This window comes from Bradyrhizobium sp. C-145 (assembly GCF_023375135.1).
Lineage (GTDB): Bacteria > Pseudomonadota > Alphaproteobacteria > Rhizobiales > Xanthobacteraceae > Bradyrhizobium > Bradyrhizobium zhanjiangense.
Window position 1 is genome coordinate 2,133,341 of the sequence record NZ_CP088150.1, and the last position, 17,614, is coordinate 2,150,954.

Sequence of the window (17,614 nt, forward strand, 5' to 3'; positions counted from 1 at the left end):
GCCGGAACGGAGCAGGCCGCTCAGCGCATGGCGGCCGCAGTGGCGGCGAGGGTCGGCCGGATGGTTGATCGGTCCGCCCGCGCGGACGTCAGGCGGTGCGCCAGATCCTGCGCATGCCGCTCGACCAGATGCCAGGTCGCGCGGGCGACGAAATAGCTGAGCGCGGCGGTGACGGCATAGGCGATGAGCAACGAGACCGGTCCGTCCGCGAGCGGCCAGATCTGGCTCAGGCCACAGATCACCGCGAAGTGCGACAGATACATCGAATAGGAATTGCGGCCGAGCGTCTCGAGCGGCCGCCAGCGGATCTCGAGACGGATGCAGCCGGCGACCAGCGCACCGAGCACGAGATTGATCATCAGATAGTTGAATTCATGCGAGCCGGTGGCGCGGTCGGCGATGAAGGACACTGCGATGAAGACGGCGAAGACCGCGGCATCCGACTTCGCAAAGCCGTCGCGCAGCGAGAAGAACAGCGCGCAGCCGACGAGGAAAACCGGAAGCTGGTTGAGGAAGCTGATGTGCAGCGTGGTCCAGACGAAGGCTTCGTTGCCCGATCCGTAATAGGCCGAGAACAGCGCGAAGGCCCACGGCTTAAAGAGGCAGACATTGACGAGATGCAGCACGATCGCGAGCGCGAGATAGAGATGACGGCGTGCTCCGAACGCGGTGATCAGAAGCGGAAAGACCAGATAGAACGTCATCTCCGCGGCGATCGACCAATCGCCCGGCACGACGCTGTTGACGCTGTCCGGCCAGAAGCCGTGCAGGAACGTCGCGGTCAGGATCACCTGAAGCGGTCCGATGCCGTTGGGAGCGTTGGCGCTCGGCCCGGTGCCGTTGACGAGCAGGTAGACCGGGATCGCGAGCCAGAACAGCGGCGCGATGCGCAGGAAACGGCGGATGTAGAACTTGCGCGCCGGATTCGTTTCGGTGCGCTGCGTCCACATCAGGCACATCGTCATGGCGCTGACGAAGTAGAACACGTTGACGCCGGTCCAGCCGCACATGAAGGCGAAGTCGACGGCGCCGATGTGCGACGGGAACGACTGTGAGACGTGGATCGCCATCACGCCGGCAATGGCAAGACCGCGCAGCAAGTCGAGCGTGTGCGAACGGCCGAAGGACGTTGTGCCTTCTTTGGTTCGACCGGTTGCCAAGCGGGCCTGCCCCTGCATCACGCCTTCTCCGTGGTCTCATATCTGCGAGCGGGGACCATAGAGGCGGAGCCGGCGTTTTCGAAGCCGAAGGCGTCCTTTACGTTAACGGCGGACGTGCGGAGCCGGATGTGCCGAATTGGCGGTGTCGCACCGGCAGCGGCACGCCCGTGATCGCGACCGTCACCGGCGTCGGCTACAAGCTCGCGCTCAGCGAGCGGCTCTAGCGGCAGATCGGGGCATCGCCGTCAACGTGATGCGACGCGCTTCCATCTTGCTTCGATGCGAGCCTTGATTTGGCTGATCCGGGCCTCGTGGGCGGCCCAATAGGCGCGGCTGGCGGCGGCCGTGCCCTGACGGTATCGGGCATAGACGGCTTTGGGCTGCGTCGACATCTTCGGTGCACTTGCCAGTTTTGCCGGCGCCGCAGCAGCCGCGGGAATGGCCGGGGGCGCGGGAGCCGGAACGGCCGTGGCTTCGACGTTCAGCGATGCCGAGTTCATCGCGAGAAGCCGGTTACGGGCCCGGTTGCAATAGACTTGCGACCGCGGGGTCATCGTCTCCTCGCCATGACCCGCCCGATATTTCATCAGCGCACGGCAGAGATCCCCGCCGGCCAGACGCCAGGCCTGGCTGAGATAAATCACCCCGTAATGGATGTTGATGTCCGGCTCTGCCAGTTCGGCATTGCTTCCCCGGAATCCCAGCATCGCTGCGGTCTCGGGCCGCACCTGCATCAGCCCGATCTCGCCGACGCTGCCGATCACGGCCGGATTGTAGCCGCTCTCGACGAAGACCACCGCTTCGGCGATGTCGGCGGGCAAATGGGTGTTTGCGATCTCTCGCTCGATGATTTTCCGGATCGCGGCGCGGGATGCCGGCGTTTCTCCGGCGCCGAGTTCGATCCCGCCGTCAGGCAGCGTCGCCGTCGTGCGCGGCTCGTCCGGACCGCCGTCCTTGGCCTGCGCGCAGATCGGAGTCGACAAAAGCAGGGCGACCGCCACGCGTCCCCACGTCGCGCCGAGATTGAAGCGTGTCCGATCCCACAGCATGGGTCTGTGATAGAGCTTTGGAGTTAACAAACCGGCCTTGCGGCGCGGCAGCGGGGACGCATCAACCATAGCATGATCCCGCAATTTGCATTGTGGTGCCTGCCTCTTTCAAGGCGACCCCAAGGAAGTAAACGCCATGTGCGGCCGTCAGGAATGCCTTTGGATGCGCCCGGCCCGCGGCGCTAGCGCTGGCTGGATGCCGCGGAGCGGTCTGCAGCGTCGCTGTGGAGCTCCCGTTCAAACTGCTGCTTCACCTTGGCGAGGTCATGATCCACGGCCGCGTTGCGCAGCATCGGGTTGAGTTCGACGTCGGTTCGCCCGACATGTGCCGGAGACGATAGCGCCAAGGAACCGGCGAGCAGCAGGGTCGTTGCGAAAATGGTCATGTCACTATTCATGGGCCCAAATGCGGCCATTTGTTGCCGGTGTCGCTAATGGCTTTTGAGTTGGCGCGTGCAAGCCCGATGCTATGGTGCAGCAGGCCTCAATTTGACAAGGACGAGGTATTTCAGTGGCTGATGTTCATCCCGCGGCAGGCAAGCAGGCCTCGCCGGACGCGCTCACCAATATTCCGCGGCTGGTGACGGAATATTTCGCCGGCAAGCCTGATGCGGCCGACCCCGCGCAACGGGTTGCGTTCGGCACCTCGGGTCACCGCGGCACCTCGTTCAAGAACACCTTCAACGAGGGTCACATCCTCGCGACCACGCAAGCGATTTGTGACTACAGAAGAGAAAAGGGGCTGACCGGCCCGCTCTTCATCGGCATCGATACCCATGCGCTGGCAGAGCCCGCGTTGGTCAGCGCCGTCGAGGTGTTCGCGGCCAACGGCGTCGACGTCATGATCGACAAGGACGGCGGCTACACGCCGACGCCGGTGATCTCACACGCGATCCTGACCTACAACAAGGGGCGCAGCTCGGGCCTCGCCGATGGCGTCGTGATCACGCCCTCGCACAATCCCCCCGAAGATGGCGGCTATAAATACAATCCGCCGCATGGCGGCCCCGCCGACACCGATGTCACCGGCGTGGTCGAAAAGCGCGCCAATGCTTATCTCGCCGACGCCCTCAAGGGCGTGAAGCGCATCGACTATGCCAAGGCGAAGAAATCCGCGAATGTCCACGCCTATGATTTCATCACGCCTTACGTCGCCGATCTCGGCAATGTCGTCGATCTCGACCTGGTCAAATCCGCCGGCGTCACGATCGGCATCGATCCGCTAGGCGGTGCCGCCGTGCATTACTGGCATCCGATCATCGAGCGCTATGGCCTCAAGGCCACCGTCGTGAACGAGGCGATCGATCCGACCTTCCGATTCATGACGGTCGACTGGGACGGCAAGATCCGCATGGACTGCTCCTCGCCCTACGCCATGGCGAGCCTGATCGGGATGCGTGACCGCTTCGACGTCGCCTTTGCCAACGACACCGATGCCGATCGCCACGGCATCGTGACGCGCACCGGCGGCCTGATGAACCCGAACCATTATCTTGCGACCGCGATCTCCTATCTGTTCGCGCACCGGCCGGACTGGGGCAAGGATGCCGCGATCGGCAAGACCGTGGTGTCGAGCTCGATCATCGACCGCGTTGCGAAAAAGCTCGGGCGCAAGCTGGTCGAGACGCCAGTCGGCTTCAAATGGTTCGTCGACGGCCTCCTCACGGGCTCCTTCGGCTTTGGCGGCGAGGAGAGTGCAGGGGCCTCGTTCCTGCGCCGCGACGGCACGGTGTGGACCACCGACAAGGACGGCGCCATCCTCGGCCTGCTCGCAGCCGAGATCATGGCCAAGACCGGCCGCGATCCCAGCCAGCTCTTCAATGACCTCACCGCCGAGTTCGGCGTGCCCCATTACGCGCGCATCGACGTCGCCGCCACCGGGCCGCAGAAGAGCATTTTGAAGTCCGTCACACCCGAGCAGCTCGGCCTGAAGGATCTCGCCGGCGATCCCGTCCGCGCTACGCTGAGCAAGGCGCCCGGCAACGGCGAGCCTTTTGGCGGCATCAAGGTCGAGACCGATTTCGGCTGGTTCGCGGCCAGGCCGTCGGGGACGGAGGACGTCTACAAGATCTACGCGGAAAGCTTCCGCAGCGCCGAGCACCTGACGCGCATTCAGGAAGAAGCCAAGGCCGGCTTGGCGAAGGTGTTCGGGGCGTAGGGCGCGGGGCCGGCGCCGCAGGGGCCCCTCCAGCGGAGCGGTCGCCGTATCCTCCGGTGTCATCGCTCGCGCAGGCGGGCGATCCAGTACGCCGCGGCAGGAGTTGTGTGAACCCTATGTCCGCCGCGGAGCACTGGATTCCCCGCCTTCGCGGGGAATGACGGGTGCGATGTATACAATAACGACGATTTAGGTACTTTAATACTTTATGGTCGGGCTTGATTGATCCCGCATCGCTGATACTGTATACATAACGTATGCATAAGCCCGTGGGAGCGAGACCGATGACAAAACCCTTCCCCATGAACGCCTGGTACGCCGCCGCCTGGGATGCCGAGGTGAAGCCGGCGCTGTTGCCGCGGACGATCTGCGGCAAGCACATCGTGATGTACCGCAAGGCCGACGGCTCGGTCGCCGCGCTGGAGGATGCCTGCTGGCATCGCCTAGTGCCGCTGTCCAAGGGCCGGCTCGAAGGCGACACGGTCGTCTGCGGCTATCACGGCCTGAAGTACAACGCGCAAGGGCGCTGCACCTTCATGCCCTCGCAGGAGACCATCAATCCCTCCGCCTGTGTCCGCGCCTATCCCGTGGTCGAGCGTCACCGCTACATCTGGCTCTGGATGGGCGATCCCGCGCTGGCCGATCCCGCGCTCGTTCCGGACATGCACTGGAATCACGATCCGGCCTGGGCCGGCGACGGCAAGACCATCCACGTCAAATGCGACTATCGCCTCGTGCTCGACAATCTCATGGATCTCACCCACGAGACTTTCGTGCACGGCTCCTCCATCGGTAACGATGCGGTGGCCGAGGCGCCGTTCGACGTCACCCATGGCGAGAAGACGGTGACGGTGACGCGCTGGATGCGCGGCATCGAGCCGCCGCCGTTCTGGGCCAAGCAGCTCGGCAAGCCCGGTCTCGTCGATCGCTGGCAGATCATCCGTTTCGAGGCCCCGTGCACCATCGCCATCGACGTCGGCGTGGCGCCGACCGGCACCGGCGCGCCGGAGGGCGACCGCTCGCAGGGCGTCAACGGGTTCGTGCTCAACACCATCACGCCGGAGACCGAGAAGACCTGCCATTATTTCTGGGCCTTCGTGCGCAACTATCGCCTCGGCGAGCAGCGCATCACCACCGAGATCCGCGAGGGCGTCTCCGGCATCTTCCACGAGGACGAGCTGATTCTCGAAGCGCAGCAGCGCGCGATGGACGAGAACCCGGATCGCATCTTCTACAACCTCAACATCGACGCCGGCGCGATGTGGTCGCGCAAGCTGATCGATCGCATGGTGGCGAAGGAAAACGCGCCAACACATCTCCAGGCCGCGGAGTAGACGATGGCCGAACGTGAGGTTGATCGTTCCATCTCGCAGACCGTGAAGGCGCAGCTAGCGCTGCGCGATCAGATCCTGTCGGGCTCGTTGCGTCCGGGCGAGCGCATCTCCGAGCTCCAGGCGGTGGAGACGACTGGCGCCTCGCGCACTCCGGTGCGCATGGCGCTGGTGCGGCTGGAGGAGGAGGGCCTGTTGGAGGCGATCCCATCCGGCGGCTTCATGGTGAAGGCGTTCTCGGAGCGCGATATCTCCGACTCCATCGAGCTGCGCGGCACGCTGGAAGGCCTCGCCGCGCGCTTTGCCGCCGAGCGCGGTGTCTCCGCGCGCGAGCTCGAGCCGCTCAAGGAGTGCCTCGCCGCGATCGACGAATTGCTGCGCCAGGTGCCGATCTCGGTCGACGCATTTTCGTCTTACGTCACGCTGAACGCGCGCTTCCACGCCCTGCTGACGGAATTGTCGCGCAGCCCGCCCTTGATCCGGCAGATCGACCGCGCCTCGGCGCTACCGTTCGCCTCGCCGAGCGGCTTCGTGATGGCGCAGTCGGCGCTGCCGGAGGCCCAACAGATCCTGATCATCGGGCAGGAGCATCATCGCGTCGTGATCGACGCGATCGAGAACCGCGAAGGCGCGCGCGCCGAAGCCGTCATGCGCGAGCATGCGCGGCTCGCGGTGCGAAACCTGCGGCTCGCGCTGCGCAACCGGACCCATCTCGACCTCTTGCCGGCACTCGCGCTGATCAAGACCGCAAACGATTGAGGCAATCACCATGCGCTTCATCGAAACCTGGATTCCGGCGACGCTCGTCTCGACGCGCGACCTTGCGCCCGGCATCCGCGAATTCCTGATCCGGCCCGATCAGTTCGACGGTGCGGCCTATCCGGTCGGCAGCCACATCAATGTCAGCGTCAGCATCGACGGCCTGCCGGAGACGCGGTCCTATTCGCTGGTCGGCGAAGCTTCGTCCCACGGCCTCAAGATCGCGGTGCGCCGCGCTGAGGATTCTCGCGGCGGCTCGCGCTACATGTGGCAATTGGCGCCAGGCGCGCGGCTCGACATCACGCAGCCCGCCTCGCTGCTTGCGGTGGACTGGGCGCGCGAAAATTATTGCCTGATCGCCGGCGGCATCGGCATCACGCCGATCCTCGGCGCCGCGCAGGCGCTGACCCGCCGCGGCGCTGACGTCACGCTGCACTATGCCGTGCGTTCGCGCAGCGAAGCCGCCTATCTCGACGATCTCGCCACGCTGCTCGACGATCGCCTGGTCGTTCATGCCAGCGACGAAGGTAAGCGCCTCGATCTCGAGGCCCTGTTCGTCTCGCTGCCTCAAGGCGCGCTCGTGCTGTTCTGCGGCCCGATGCGCATGCTCGATGCCGCGCGCCACGCCTGGATCGGCGCCGGCCATCCGCTTCCCGATCTGCGCTACGAGACGTTCGGCTCCAGCGGCACGCTGCCGACCGAGACGTTCCGGGTGCGTCTGAAGGACTCAAATGTCGAGCTCGAGATTCCGCGCGAGCGCTCGATGCTTGACGTGCTCAATGCCAGCGGCCACGACGTGATGTATGATTGCAAGCGCGGCGAATGCGGCCTGTGCGCCATCGACGTGGTCGCGGTCGACGGCGAGATCGACCATCGCGACGTTTTCTTCAGCGACCATCAGAAGCAGAGCAACCAGAAGATCTGCGCCTGCGTCTCCCGCGCGCGGGGTACGATCACGGTGGACACGCTGCTGCGCGCGGATGCGGTCTAACCGAGCCCGGAATTCCGTGAGGATAAATGGACGGCGCCGCGGCCTCCACCTCTCCGGCTTGCGGGAGAGGTCGGCGCGAAGCGCCGGGTGAGGGTTCTCTCCTCTTGGAGAGTCCCTCCGTGGAGAGACCCTCTCCCCAGCCCTCTCCCGCAAGCGGGAGAGGGGGCTCACCGCCCTCATCGCCGGCTCTCAGGCCCCCTATAATTTCCACCTACGCCGCGTAAGTCGCCCGATACTTCTTCGCGTCCAGCAGCGCCAGCACGGCATCGGCCGCCACCGGCCGGCTGATCAGATAGCCCTGCACCTCGTCGCAACTGATCTGGCGCAGATATTCGAGCTGGTCGGCGGTCTCGACGCCTTCGGCGACGACGCCGATGTGCAGGTCCCGCGCGAGCGAGATCACCGACTTCACGATGGCGGCGCAGTCCGGCTGCACCAGCACGTCGCTGATGAAAGACTGATCGATCTTGATGCGGCTGAACGGCAGCTTGCGCAAATAGGTGAGCGAGGAGAAGCCCGTCCCGAAATCGTCGAGCGCCACGGTGACGCCGAGCTCCAGCAGCGCATTCAGGACTGATTCTGCCGAGCCGTATTTCGACAGCAGCATCGATTCCGTGATCTCGATCTCGAGCCGGCTGGGAGAGACCTTCGCATCGGCAAGCGCCTGCACGATGGTCTGGAGGACGCCGGTGTTGTGAAATTGCGCCGCTGAGAAATTCACGGCGACCCTGATCTCTTCAGGCCATTGCGCCACCGTCGCGCAGGCGCGGCGGATGACCCATTCGCCGATCTCGTGGATCAGTCCGGTCTCCTCGGCGATCGGGATGAATTCGCTCGGCGGCACCAGCCCGCGTGTGGGATGCTGCCAGCGCAGCAGCGCCTCGAAGCCGGTGATGCGGTTGTCGCCGAGATCGAGGAACGGCTGGAACACCAGGAACAGCTCGTCCCTCGCGATCGCGCCCGCGAGGTCCGATTGCAGCGCCTTGCGGTCGCGCGATACCCTGTCGTCGCTGGTCTCGAAAAAGCAGACCGTGCCGGCTCCCGCCTTCTTGGCACGATAGAGCGCGGCATCGGCATTCTTCATGACGTCAAGCGGCGTGGTGCCGTCGCGCGGTGCCAGCACAATGCCGACGCTGGTCGCGCCGACGATCTGGCGGCCCTCGATCTGGAACGGCTCGGTGAAAGCAGCAACGAAGCGCTCGGCGATCTCGAGCGCATCTTCCGGCCGCGCCAAATTGTTCATGACCAGCGCGAATTCGTCGCCGCCGATGCGCGCGACATGCTCGGCCGCGCGCGTGCAGCGTTGCAGGCGGCTTGCGACCTGGACCAGGAATTCGTCGCCGGCGGGATGACCGAACTGGTCGTTGACCTCCTTGAAGCGATCGAGGTCGAGCAGCAGCACCGCGAATTCCTCGCCGGACAATGCCAGTCGTTTGAGCGCGGCATCAAGCGTTTCGTTGAAGGCGACACGGTTGGGCAAATGGGTGAGGGGATCCTGCCGCACCGTGCGCTCCGCCTCGATCTGCCGCATCACGCGCCGCGCGAACGCGAACGAATTGACGAACACACCGCGCAGCAGCACGCTGCCGTAGACCACGACGAGGAAGGCGATCAGCAGGAAGGCGAGATCGCCGTTCCTGCCGAGGCAGATGGCGATGCCGAGGAAGATGGGCGCGGTGAAGGCGATGGCCGCGATCGGGATCGTGGCGAACGCCAGCGCGCCGCCCGCCAGCATGCCCGAGCACAGGCAGGTGATGACGAGCTGGCCGCCGGTCGAAGCATCGGCGAAGAAGGCGACCGGGACGATGCCCCAGGCCGCGCCAAGGATGAAGGCGTTGCGCACCAGCCGGTGCATGGCGCGGCGCGAGACGAATTGCGGCTTGGTGATGCGGCGCGCGGCGTGGGATTGCACGCCGAAACCGATCGCGGCGCTGGCGACGATGGCCGCCCAGATCAGGGCGGGCATCCTGTCCGGCGACTGCCACAGCGCGATGGCCAGCACGATGGCGTTGCAGGCGTTGGCAAGCATGATGCCGAACGAATAGCCGAGCACCAGCGACATCTGCTCGGCCCGGATATGGCCGGCCACGGCCTCGTCGGTTGCGGGACCGCCAAAGGCCGACAGATCGCCGGCGAACAGCCGTGCGAAATAGCTGGTCGTTTGAGTCCGCATTCCAGAGCCTGGCAGCATCGGCCGATTGTCCGGCTAGAACCGGAAAATTCGCTGCAAACCTTTGACGAACTATGAATTATCCATAGCTGCCGCGATCGGAATGAGCACTTCTACGTGTTCAAACGAAGGTATCGATAACAAATCGATACAAATGCGTGACGGCAGGGGAATGTTCGCCCCCTAACTCCACTGTCATGCCCCGCGCAGGCGGGGCATCCAGTACACCGCGGCCCCTCGACTCATCACAGCCGCCGCGGCGTACTGGATCGCCCGGTCCCGGCTCCGCCAAGGCTACGCCGAGGCCCACGCGGGCGCTCGGCACGCCGAAGCATCAGCGAAGGCAGCAAGCCGGGCGATGACAGCGGTGGTAGGGCGAGAGAGAGGCGCGGTCACCGCCCCAGCTGCTTCGGATCGTAATAAAACCGTTCCTCGATCAGCTGATCGCCCCGCCAGGTCTGCCACGCGATCTCGTCCAGTGTCCGCGTGACGCCCTCGGCATTGGTGAAGCTGAAGACCCAGCGGGTCGCGACGTGGTCGCCCTCGATCAGGCTCGGCCCGATACGCACGGCCTTGACGTCCCTGGACGCAGCCAGCATGCCGCGTTCCTTGGCGACGAGCTTGTCGCGGCCGACCGTCGAGGCAGCGTTGTTCTCGTAGGTCACGGCATCAAGCGTGCAGAACTGTTCGATGGCGCCGATGAAGTCTCCGGCTTCCAGCCGCTGCGCAAACGCTTCGACAATGTCACGGCTCGGCATCGAACACCTCACAAATCAAAACCGACTGATAGTCGGTAAATACCGACCGATGGTCGAAAAGTCAACTGGCCGCTTGCTGCGAATTCGATTAGACGAGACTGATGGCGAAGCAGGCGGAACGGCGCGCGGCGACGATGGAAGCGATCCTGACGGCGGCACGCCGCCTCTTCGGGAGCCGAGGATTCGCCGCCACCACCATGGACGAGATCGCCGAGGCCGCCCGCATTGCCAAAGGCGCGGTCTATCATCACTTCAAGACCAAGGAAGCGGTGTTCGAAGCCGTGTTCGACCAGGTCTCGCGCGACCTCGTCGTCGAGATCGACAGCACCGCGCGCGCTGAGAAGGACGTTCTCGCCGCCATGGTCGCCGGTACCCAGCACTACTTTGCGGCGACGGCAAAGGGCCCCGCCGGCCAGATCATCTTGCGTGACGGGCCCGCGGTGCTCGGTTGGGAACGCTGGCGCGAGATCGACGCCAAGCACTTTGGCGGCAAGCTGCCGCGCGCGATCGCGGCGGCCATGGACGCCGGCCTGATCGCGCGCCAGCCGGTCGAGCCGCTGGCACGGCTGCTGCTCGGCGCCGTCACGGAAGCCGCGGTCGCCTGCGCCGGGCGCGCCGATATCGCAAGGGCGGGTGCGGAATATGCCCGTGCGTTCAGGTCGCTGGTCGAGGCGCTGCGCCTGCGTGCATGATTGTGCTAAGTGACGAAACGGAAACGCCAACACCAACAAGAAGAACAGTAGCGCATGAACGCAAATTCCTCGCTCGCGCCGTCCGATCCCGAATTCGACTACATCATCGTCGGTGCCGGCTCCGCCGGCTGCGTGCTCGCCAACAGGCTCTCTGCGAACGGCAGGCACAGTGTGTTGCTGCTCGAGGCCGGCCCGAAGGATTCCAACATCTGGATCCACGTCCCACTCGGCTACGGCAAGCTGTTCAAGGAGAAGAGCGTCAACTGGATGTATCAGACCGAGCCGGAGCCCGAACTGAAGGGACGCCAGGTGTTCCAGCCGCGCGGCAAGACGCTGGGCGGCTCGAGCTCGATCAACGGCCTGCTCTATGTCCGCGGCCAGCACGAGGACTACGACCGCTGGCGCCAGCTCGGCAACACCGGCTGGGGCTATGACGACGTGTTGCCCTATTTCAAGAAGGCCGAGAACCAGTCGCGCGGCGCCGATCAATTTCACGGCACGGGCGGGCCGCTGCCGGTCTCCAACATGATCGTGACCGATCCGCTGTCGAAGGCCTTCATCGACGCCGCGGTCGAGACCGGTCTGCCCTACAACCCCGATTTCAACGGCGCCACGCAGGAAGGCGTCGGCCTGTTCCAGACCACGACGCGCAACGGCCGGCGCGCCTCGACGGCGGTGGCCTATCTCGGCCCGGCCAAGACCCGCAGCAATCTCAAGATCGAGACCTCCGCACACGCCCAGCGCGTCTTGTTCGAAGGGCGCCGCGCCGTCGGCGTCGAATACCGGCAAGGCGCGGCCTTGCGCCGCGCGCGGGCCCGCAAGGAGATCGTGCTTTCGAGCGGGGCCTACAACTCGCCGCAGCTGCTTCAGCTCTCCGGCGTCGGTCCCGCCGATCTCTTGCGCAAGCACGGCATAGACATCGTGCTCGATGCTCCCGGTGTCGGCCATGACCTCCAGGACCACATGCAGGTCCGCATCGTGATGCGCTGCTCGCAGAAGATCACGCTCAACGACACCATCAATCATCCGCTCCGCCGTACGATGGCCGGCGCGCGCTATGCGCTGTTCCGGAAGGGCTGGCTGACGATCGCGGCCGGCACAGCGGGCGCGTTCTTCAAGACCAGCCCGCGGCTGGCTTCGCCCGACATCCAGGTGCACTTCCTGCCGTTCTCGACCGACAAGATGGGCGAGAAGCTGCACGATTTCTCCGGCTTCACCGCCTCCGTGTGCCAGCTCCGGCCCGAAAGCCGCGGGACCTTGCGCATCAAAAGCGCCGACCCGACCGTGCCGCCGGAGATCCGCATCAACTACATGTCGACCGAGACCGACCGCACCACCAACGTCGAGGGCCTCAAGATCCTGCGCAAGATCCTGAACGCGCCGGCGCTGAAGCCGTTCGTCGCTGGCGAGGTCGACCCCGGCACGAAGGTATCCACGGATGCCGAGCTCCTGGATTTCTGCCGCGAGCGCGGCAGCACCATCTACCATCCGACCTCGACCTGTCGTATGGGCAATGACGCGCTCGCGGTGGTCGACCAGCGGCTGAAGGTGAGGGGGCTCGTCGGCCTTCGCGTTGTCGACGGCTCGATCATGCCGGACCTCGTGTCGGGGAACACCAACGCGCCGATCATCATGATCGCCGAAAAGGCCTCCGACATGATATTGGAGGATGCGCGTTAGAGCATGATCCGGACCCGAAGGGCCGCGTTAGCGCAAAGTGGGAACCGGTTTTCCGATAAGATCATGCTCAAACAAAATGACGCGTCTCGAAAGGATCAGGACTTGGCTACGCGATTCAAGATCGGCACCCGCAAGAGCGCGATGGCGCTGGCACAGACGGAAGAGATCGCGCGCCGCCTGACCGCCGCCGTGCCCGGTCTCGATATCGAGATCGTCAAGTTCGACACCACCGGCGATCTCGACCAGACCAGCAAGCTCCTGCCCCACGGCGGCAAGGGCGGCGCCTTCGTGGCGCAGATCCGCGCCGCCGTCCTGTCGGGCGAGCTCCAGGCGGCGATGCATTCGCTGAAGGACATGCCTGGCAACGAGGATACGCCCGGCCTTGTCATCGGCGCCACCTTGTCGCGCGATCCGCCCAGTGACGCGCTGGTGCTGCGCGGCGGCGTGACGCTGGAGGCGCTGCGCCAGTCCCGCGGCAAGGGTTTCAAGATCGGGACCAACGCTGTCCGCCGCGCCGCCTATGCGCGGCGCCTGTTTCCGGAGGTGGAGGTGATCCACTTCCGCGGCGCCGCCGACACGCGCGTGCGCAAGCTCGACAATGGCGAGAAGCAGCGCCTGCCGGATGGCGGCACGGTGGGGCCGGCCGATGCACTGATCATGGCGCGGTCGGGCCTCGACCGCGTCGGTCTTTCCAGCCGCATCGCCTATGAATTCACCGCGGCGGAGATGCTGCCTGCGGCGGGGCAGGGCATCGTCGCGGTCGAATGCGCGGCGCAGGACTGGCAGACGCGGCAAATCCTTTCATCGATCGACGATCCCGCCGCGCATGCCTGCGCCGATGCCGAGCGCGAAGTGCTGTGGGTGCTCAACGGTCACTGCAATTCGCCGGTGGCCGGGTTCTCGACCATTGCCGGTGATCAGATGTCGCTGGCCGCATCCGTGCTCGACCTTTCCGGCAATACCATCATCGAAGCCTCACACTCCGGCCCCGCCAACCGTCCGCGCGAGCTCGGTCGTGCTGTGGGGCTGGATTTGTTGGCCAAAGGGGCCGCCGAGATCATCGAGCGCAGCCGGCCGCGCTGAGCCTGCCCGCGAAATCACAATGCGCGACGGTACCATCCTGCGCCTGTTTTGCCCGACGTGTCAAACGCGCGGGGTGAATCATGCCGGCCTAGACTTCTCAATGACTTGTCTACTGTGCATGGGGTTGTTTTCGCAGCTTTTTGTTTTGCCGCGCCCCACGGGCGAAATAAATCAGCCCCGCACGCGCCTGATCATCTGCTCGACATGGGCGATCGGCGTTTCCGGCTGGATGCCGTGCCCGAGATTGAAGATCAGGCGTCCTTGCGCAAAATTCGCCAGCACGTCGTCGACGGCGCGGTCGAGCGCCGTGCCACCAGTGATCAGCACCAGCGGGTCGAGATTACCCTGCACGGCGACCTTGCTCTGCACACGCTCGCGGATGAAGGCCGGCTCCGCGGTCCAGTCGATGCTCACCGCGTTGACGCCGGTTGCCTCGACATAGGCCGGTAGCTGCGCGCCGGCACCGCGCGGGAAGCCGATGATCTTCGCATCCGGCGCCTTCGCGCGGACGCCTTCGACGATGCGCCGCGTCGGCTCGACCGACCAGCGCGCGAACTCGGCGGGCGGCAGCACGCCGGCCCAGGTGTCGAAGATCTGCAAGGCGTCGGCGCCGGCGGCGAGCTGCGCCAGCAGATATTCGACCGAGTTGTCGACCAGCACATCGATGATTTGCGCAAAGGCCTCCGGATGCCGGTAGGCCATCATTCGTGCCGGCGCCTGGTCGGGCGTGCCCTGGCCGGCGATCATGTAGGTCGCCACCGTCCACGGCGCGCCGCAGAAGCCGATCAGGGCAACCTCGGGAGCAAGCGCGCCGCGCACGATCCGCAGCGCCTCGAACACCGGCGCGAGCTTGGAGAAATCGGCGCGCGCGGCCAGCGTCGCAACCTTCGCCGGATCATCCAGCGGTTCGAGCCGCGGGCCTTCGCCGACCTCGAATCGCACGGAGCGGCCGAGCGCATAGGGGATCACCAGAATATCCGAGAAGATGATCGCAGCATTGAAGCCGAACCGCCGGATCGGCTGCAGCGTCACCTCCGCGGCAAGCTCCGGGGTGAAGCAGAGATCGAGGAAGCCGCCCGCTTTGGCGCGCACCTCGCGATATTCCGGCAGGTAGCGGCCGGCCTGCCGCATCATCCACATGGGCGGGATGGCCTGGCGCTGGCCGGAGAGCACGTCGATGAAGGGCTTTGTCGCAGACTGGGGCACGAGCTGTCCTGATGCAGATTGAGGTTCCTGATACACCGTGGGAGGCACGAGCGGAACAGGGGAACCAGCGCAAATGCGCCGCGTTGACCAGCCAATCGAGGAGGATCTCATGGCTCAGACATTCAACCCTGCGCCGCACGACAAGCACGCCGACGACCTGCGCGAAGCGCTCGCCGCCGATCGCAACGCCAAGCTCGATGACGGTCTGAAGGATACGTTCCCGGCCTCCGATCCCGTGAGCGCCGCGCAACCGACACCCTCGAAGGCGGATGCGGATGCCGAGCATCCCTCGCTCTGGAACAAAGTTAAGGCCATCTTCAGCTAGCCGGCGGGAGCCGGATTCCGATAAGCACGCTAATGTTCTGTTAGCAATGCGCTGACGCTTGCGTCCGTACGACTACGGGATCGCCGCGCATTGCTGCGGTAATTTCAGAGTTCAATAACAGAAGCGGCAGAGTTTCCGAACGATCGGAGAATTCTGCCGCATGAGTGCTGCGACCCAAAGAGCCGGATGGAGCCGTCTGCCGCTGCGCGCGGCCGCGTTCGTCGTGCTCACCTGCGCGACCATCCTTGGGGTCAGCGCCTGGCGCGAATGGGCCGCGCGCGATGCCGTGCTCAAGAGCGCCGAGACCGAGATGGCCAACGTTGCCCGCTCGCTGACACAGCATGCAGAGGACAGCCTCGATCTCCTGGATTCCGGCGTCGTCGGCGTCGTCAGCCGGCTGGAGATGGATGGCGCCGGCCCTGCCACGATCGCGAAGCTGCGTACCCTGCTGGAAGCGCGAAAGAAGGCCATCGAGCGCATTCACAGCCTCGGCATCATCGACGATCAGGGCAATTGGCTGACCTTGCCCGGCACGATCGGCTCGACCTTCAGCGACGACGCGTTCTTCCGTCATCACCAGCTCTCTCCGAAACGAGAGCCCCATGTCGGCCGTCCCGTGAAGAGCCTCCTGGACGGCGAATGGGTCGTCACCCTGTCGCGCCGCTTCAACAAGGCGGACGGCAGCTTCGGCGGCGTGGTGCTCGCGACCATCAGCTCGAAATATCTTTCGCATTTCTACGAGCAGTTCGAGATTGGCCGCAACAGCTCGGTGGCGCTGACGCATGGCGACGGCCTGATCGTCGCGCGCAACCCGAACAACGAAAAGTTCGTCGGACACAGTGTTGCCGACAAGCCGCTGTTCCGCGACGCCAGCCTGCAGCGGCCGGGCGGCGCTTATCATTTCAAGTCGCCGCTGGACGGCGCCCAGCGCGTCAGCTTCTTCAAGCGCAGCAGCCGCTACCCGCTGGTCCTGCTTGCCACCGTCGACAAGGACGAGTTGCTGGCGCCCTGGCGCGCGGCCGCAATCTCCCGCATGCTCTACGTGATCGCCCTGGTGATGCTGATCGCGATCATCGGTGCCATGCTGGTGCGGCAGTTGCAGCGGGGCCAGCGCATGGCCGCGGCCCTGATCGAGAAGGAGGCTCACTTCCGCCTGCTCGCGGAAGGCTCCAGCGACATGGTGACCCGCATCGGGCTCGACGAGCGGCTGCGCTATGTCTCGCCTGCGTCGGAGCGCCTCGTCGGCTGGCGCGCCAATCAACTGATCGGCACGCCTGCGCTCGCGGGCATCAATCCGGAGGATCTGCCGCAGGTCCAGGCGATCGTCGACGCCATGAAGCGTGGCGAGACGGAGGAGGCGCGCCTCGTCTATCGCAACGCGCACCGGGAGAACGGCGAAGTCTGGCTCGAATCGACCATGCGGGTGACGCGCAAGGACAATGGCCGCGTCGACGGCGTGGTGGCGATCTCGCGCGACATATCCGAACACAAGAAGCTGGAGACCAGGCTCGAGACCCTCGCGATCGAGGACAGCCTCACGGGCCTTGCCAACCGCCGCCGCTTCGACGAACGGCTGAAGGAGGAGTGGGCGCGTTCCTATCGCGACCGCTCCAGCCTCGCCTTGCTGATGATCGACGTGGACCACTTCAAGGCCTACAACGACGAATACGGCCATCCCGCGGGCGACGCCTGCCTCCGCGTGGTGGCGCAGATCATCGCGACCGAGATGCAGCGTCCCGGCGATCTGGCGGCCCGCTATGGCGGCGAGGAGTTCGCCATGCTGCTGCCGGACACCGATGCCGAAGGCTGCGCCCGGATCGGCAACCGGATCAGGCGCGCGATCCGCGAGGCGGGCCTCGTCCACACCACCAACCGTGCGACCGGTTGCGTCACCGCTTCGCTCGGAGGCGCGGCGTGCCGGCCGGTGCTGGAGCGCACGGCGGGCGTGGCCTCGCTCGTCGAGGCGGCCGATCAGGCGCTCTACGCCGCGAAGGAAGCCGGGCGCAACCGGTTGATGATGTCGGGCGAAGTGGCCAGCCTGATGCCCAAGGCGTCTGGCCAGTAGCTCATCTTTTTCAATAATGCGGCGGGCGCTCGTTGGCAGGGCCCGGCGCATTCGCCTCGGCCTCCTGGAGCCGTTCGCTCAGCTGTGCGATCTGCCGCGTCAGCGCATCGATCTGCTTCCACTGCGCCGTGATGGTCTGGTTCAGCGTCTCGATCGTGTCGTCCTGATAGGCAAGGCGCATCTCCAG

Annotated in this window: 16 protein-coding genes; 9 read left to right on the forward strand and 7 right to left on the reverse strand. The window is 65.3% G+C overall.

The window, feature by feature from the left end; translation table 11 throughout:
- Positions 1-20: 20 nt before the first annotated feature.
- From LRP30_RS09765 to LRP30_RS09775, 3 genes are all read right to left on the reverse strand, one after another.
- Positions 21-1,178: an acyltransferase gene (locus LRP30_RS09765; RefSeq protein ID WP_249760180.1), complete on the reverse strand. Its 1,158-nt coding sequence runs from the start codon at positions 1,176-1,178 to the stop codon at positions 21-23.
- Positions 1,179-1,405: 227 nt separating this feature from the next.
- Positions 1,406-2,209, reverse strand: a complete 804-nt coding sequence (locus tag LRP30_RS09770) for a transglycosylase SLT domain-containing protein (protein WP_249761738.1) — start codon at positions 2,207-2,209, stop codon at positions 1,406-1,408.
- A gap of 182 nt (positions 2,210-2,391) precedes the next feature.
- Positions 2,392-2,595 carry a hypothetical protein gene (locus LRP30_RS09775; RefSeq protein ID WP_128955412.1) on the reverse strand — a complete coding sequence of 68 codons (204 nt, stop codon included), beginning with the start codon at positions 2,593-2,595 and terminating at the stop codon, positions 2,392-2,394.
- A 125-nt stretch (positions 2,596-2,720) separates the two neighbouring features.
- On the opposite strand from LRP30_RS09775, the gene pgm reads away from it, so the two are divergent.
- From pgm to LRP30_RS09795, 4 genes are all read left to right on the forward strand, one after another.
- Entirely contained in the window at positions 2,721-4,367 is a 1,647-nt protein-coding gene (pgm, locus tag LRP30_RS09780; protein ID WP_249760181.1) for a phosphoglucomutase (alpha-D-glucose-1,6-bisphosphate-dependent), read from the forward strand.
- 284 nt (positions 4,368-4,651) lie between these two features.
- Complete coding sequence (locus LRP30_RS09785) at positions 4,652-5,701, forward strand: aromatic ring-hydroxylating dioxygenase subunit alpha (protein ID WP_249760182.1); 1,050 nt, start codon at positions 4,652-4,654, stop codon at positions 5,699-5,701.
- A 3-nt stretch (positions 5,702-5,704) separates the two neighbouring features.
- The gene (locus LRP30_RS09790) at positions 5,705-6,457 is read left to right on the forward strand and encodes a GntR family transcriptional regulator (RefSeq protein ID WP_249760183.1); all 753 of its coding nucleotides are present in this window, start codon (positions 5,705-5,707) and stop codon (positions 6,455-6,457) included.
- A gap of 10 nt (positions 6,458-6,467) precedes the next feature.
- On the forward strand, positions 6,468-7,448 hold the full coding sequence (locus tag LRP30_RS09795) for a PDR/VanB family oxidoreductase (protein WP_249760184.1): 981 nt from the start codon (positions 6,468-6,470) through the stop codon (positions 7,446-7,448).
- Between the two features lie 211 nt (positions 7,449-7,659).
- Here LRP30_RS09795 and LRP30_RS09800 read toward each other — a convergent pair whose 3' ends face one another.
- A complete protein-coding gene (locus LRP30_RS09800) occupies positions 7,660-9,621 on the reverse strand; it encodes an EAL domain-containing protein (protein WP_249760185.1) in 1,962 nt (653 codons plus the stop codon).
- 389 nt (positions 9,622-10,010) lie between these two features.
- Complete coding sequence (locus tag LRP30_RS09805) at positions 10,011-10,376, reverse strand: nuclear transport factor 2 family protein (RefSeq protein ID WP_249760186.1); 366 nt, start codon at positions 10,374-10,376, stop codon at positions 10,011-10,013.
- Between the two features lie 101 nt (positions 10,377-10,477).
- Between LRP30_RS09805 and LRP30_RS09810 the strand changes: the two genes are divergently transcribed.
- The 3 genes from LRP30_RS09810 to hemC all read left to right on the forward strand — a co-directional run bounded on the left by LRP30_RS09810 (position 10,478) and on the right by hemC (position 13,831).
- Complete coding sequence (locus LRP30_RS09810; protein WP_249760187.1) at positions 10,478-11,068, forward strand: TetR/AcrR family transcriptional regulator; 591 nt, start codon at positions 10,478-10,480, stop codon at positions 11,066-11,068.
- A gap of 54 nt (positions 11,069-11,122) precedes the next feature.
- Complete coding sequence (locus tag LRP30_RS09815) at positions 11,123-12,748, forward strand: choline dehydrogenase (RefSeq protein WP_249760188.1); 1,626 nt, start codon at positions 11,123-11,125, stop codon at positions 12,746-12,748.
- A gap of 102 nt (positions 12,749-12,850) precedes the next feature.
- On the forward strand, positions 12,851-13,831 hold the full coding sequence (gene hemC / locus LRP30_RS09820; protein WP_249760189.1) for a hydroxymethylbilane synthase: 981 nt from the start codon (positions 12,851-12,853) through the stop codon (positions 13,829-13,831).
- A gap of 171 nt (positions 13,832-14,002) precedes the next feature.
- On the opposite strand, the gene hemE is transcribed toward hemC, so the two are convergent.
- Entirely contained in the window at positions 14,003-15,037 is a 1,035-nt protein-coding gene (gene hemE, locus LRP30_RS09825; RefSeq protein ID WP_249760190.1) for a uroporphyrinogen decarboxylase, read from the reverse strand.
- Positions 15,038-15,146: 109 nt separating this feature from the next.
- Here hemE and LRP30_RS09830 point away from each other — a divergent pair, with 109 nt between their 5' ends.
- Positions 15,147-15,362 (forward strand): hypothetical protein, encoded by a 216-nt coding sequence (locus LRP30_RS09830; RefSeq protein ID WP_091898984.1) that lies wholly within the window; start codon positions 15,147-15,149, stop codon positions 15,360-15,362.
- Positions 15,363-15,522: 160 nt separating this feature from the next.
- A complete protein-coding gene (locus LRP30_RS09835; protein ID WP_249760191.1) occupies positions 15,523-17,427 on the forward strand; it encodes a diguanylate cyclase in 1,905 nt (634 codons plus the stop codon).
- Between the two features lie 10 nt (positions 17,428-17,437).
- Here the strand turns inward: LRP30_RS09835 and LRP30_RS09840 are convergent, their stop codons facing one another.
- Positions 17,438-17,608 carry a SlyX family protein gene (locus tag LRP30_RS09840; RefSeq protein WP_244551453.1) on the reverse strand — a complete coding sequence of 57 codons (171 nt, stop codon included), beginning with the start codon at positions 17,606-17,608 and terminating at the stop codon, positions 17,438-17,440.
- Positions 17,609-17,614: the final 6 nt, after the last annotated feature.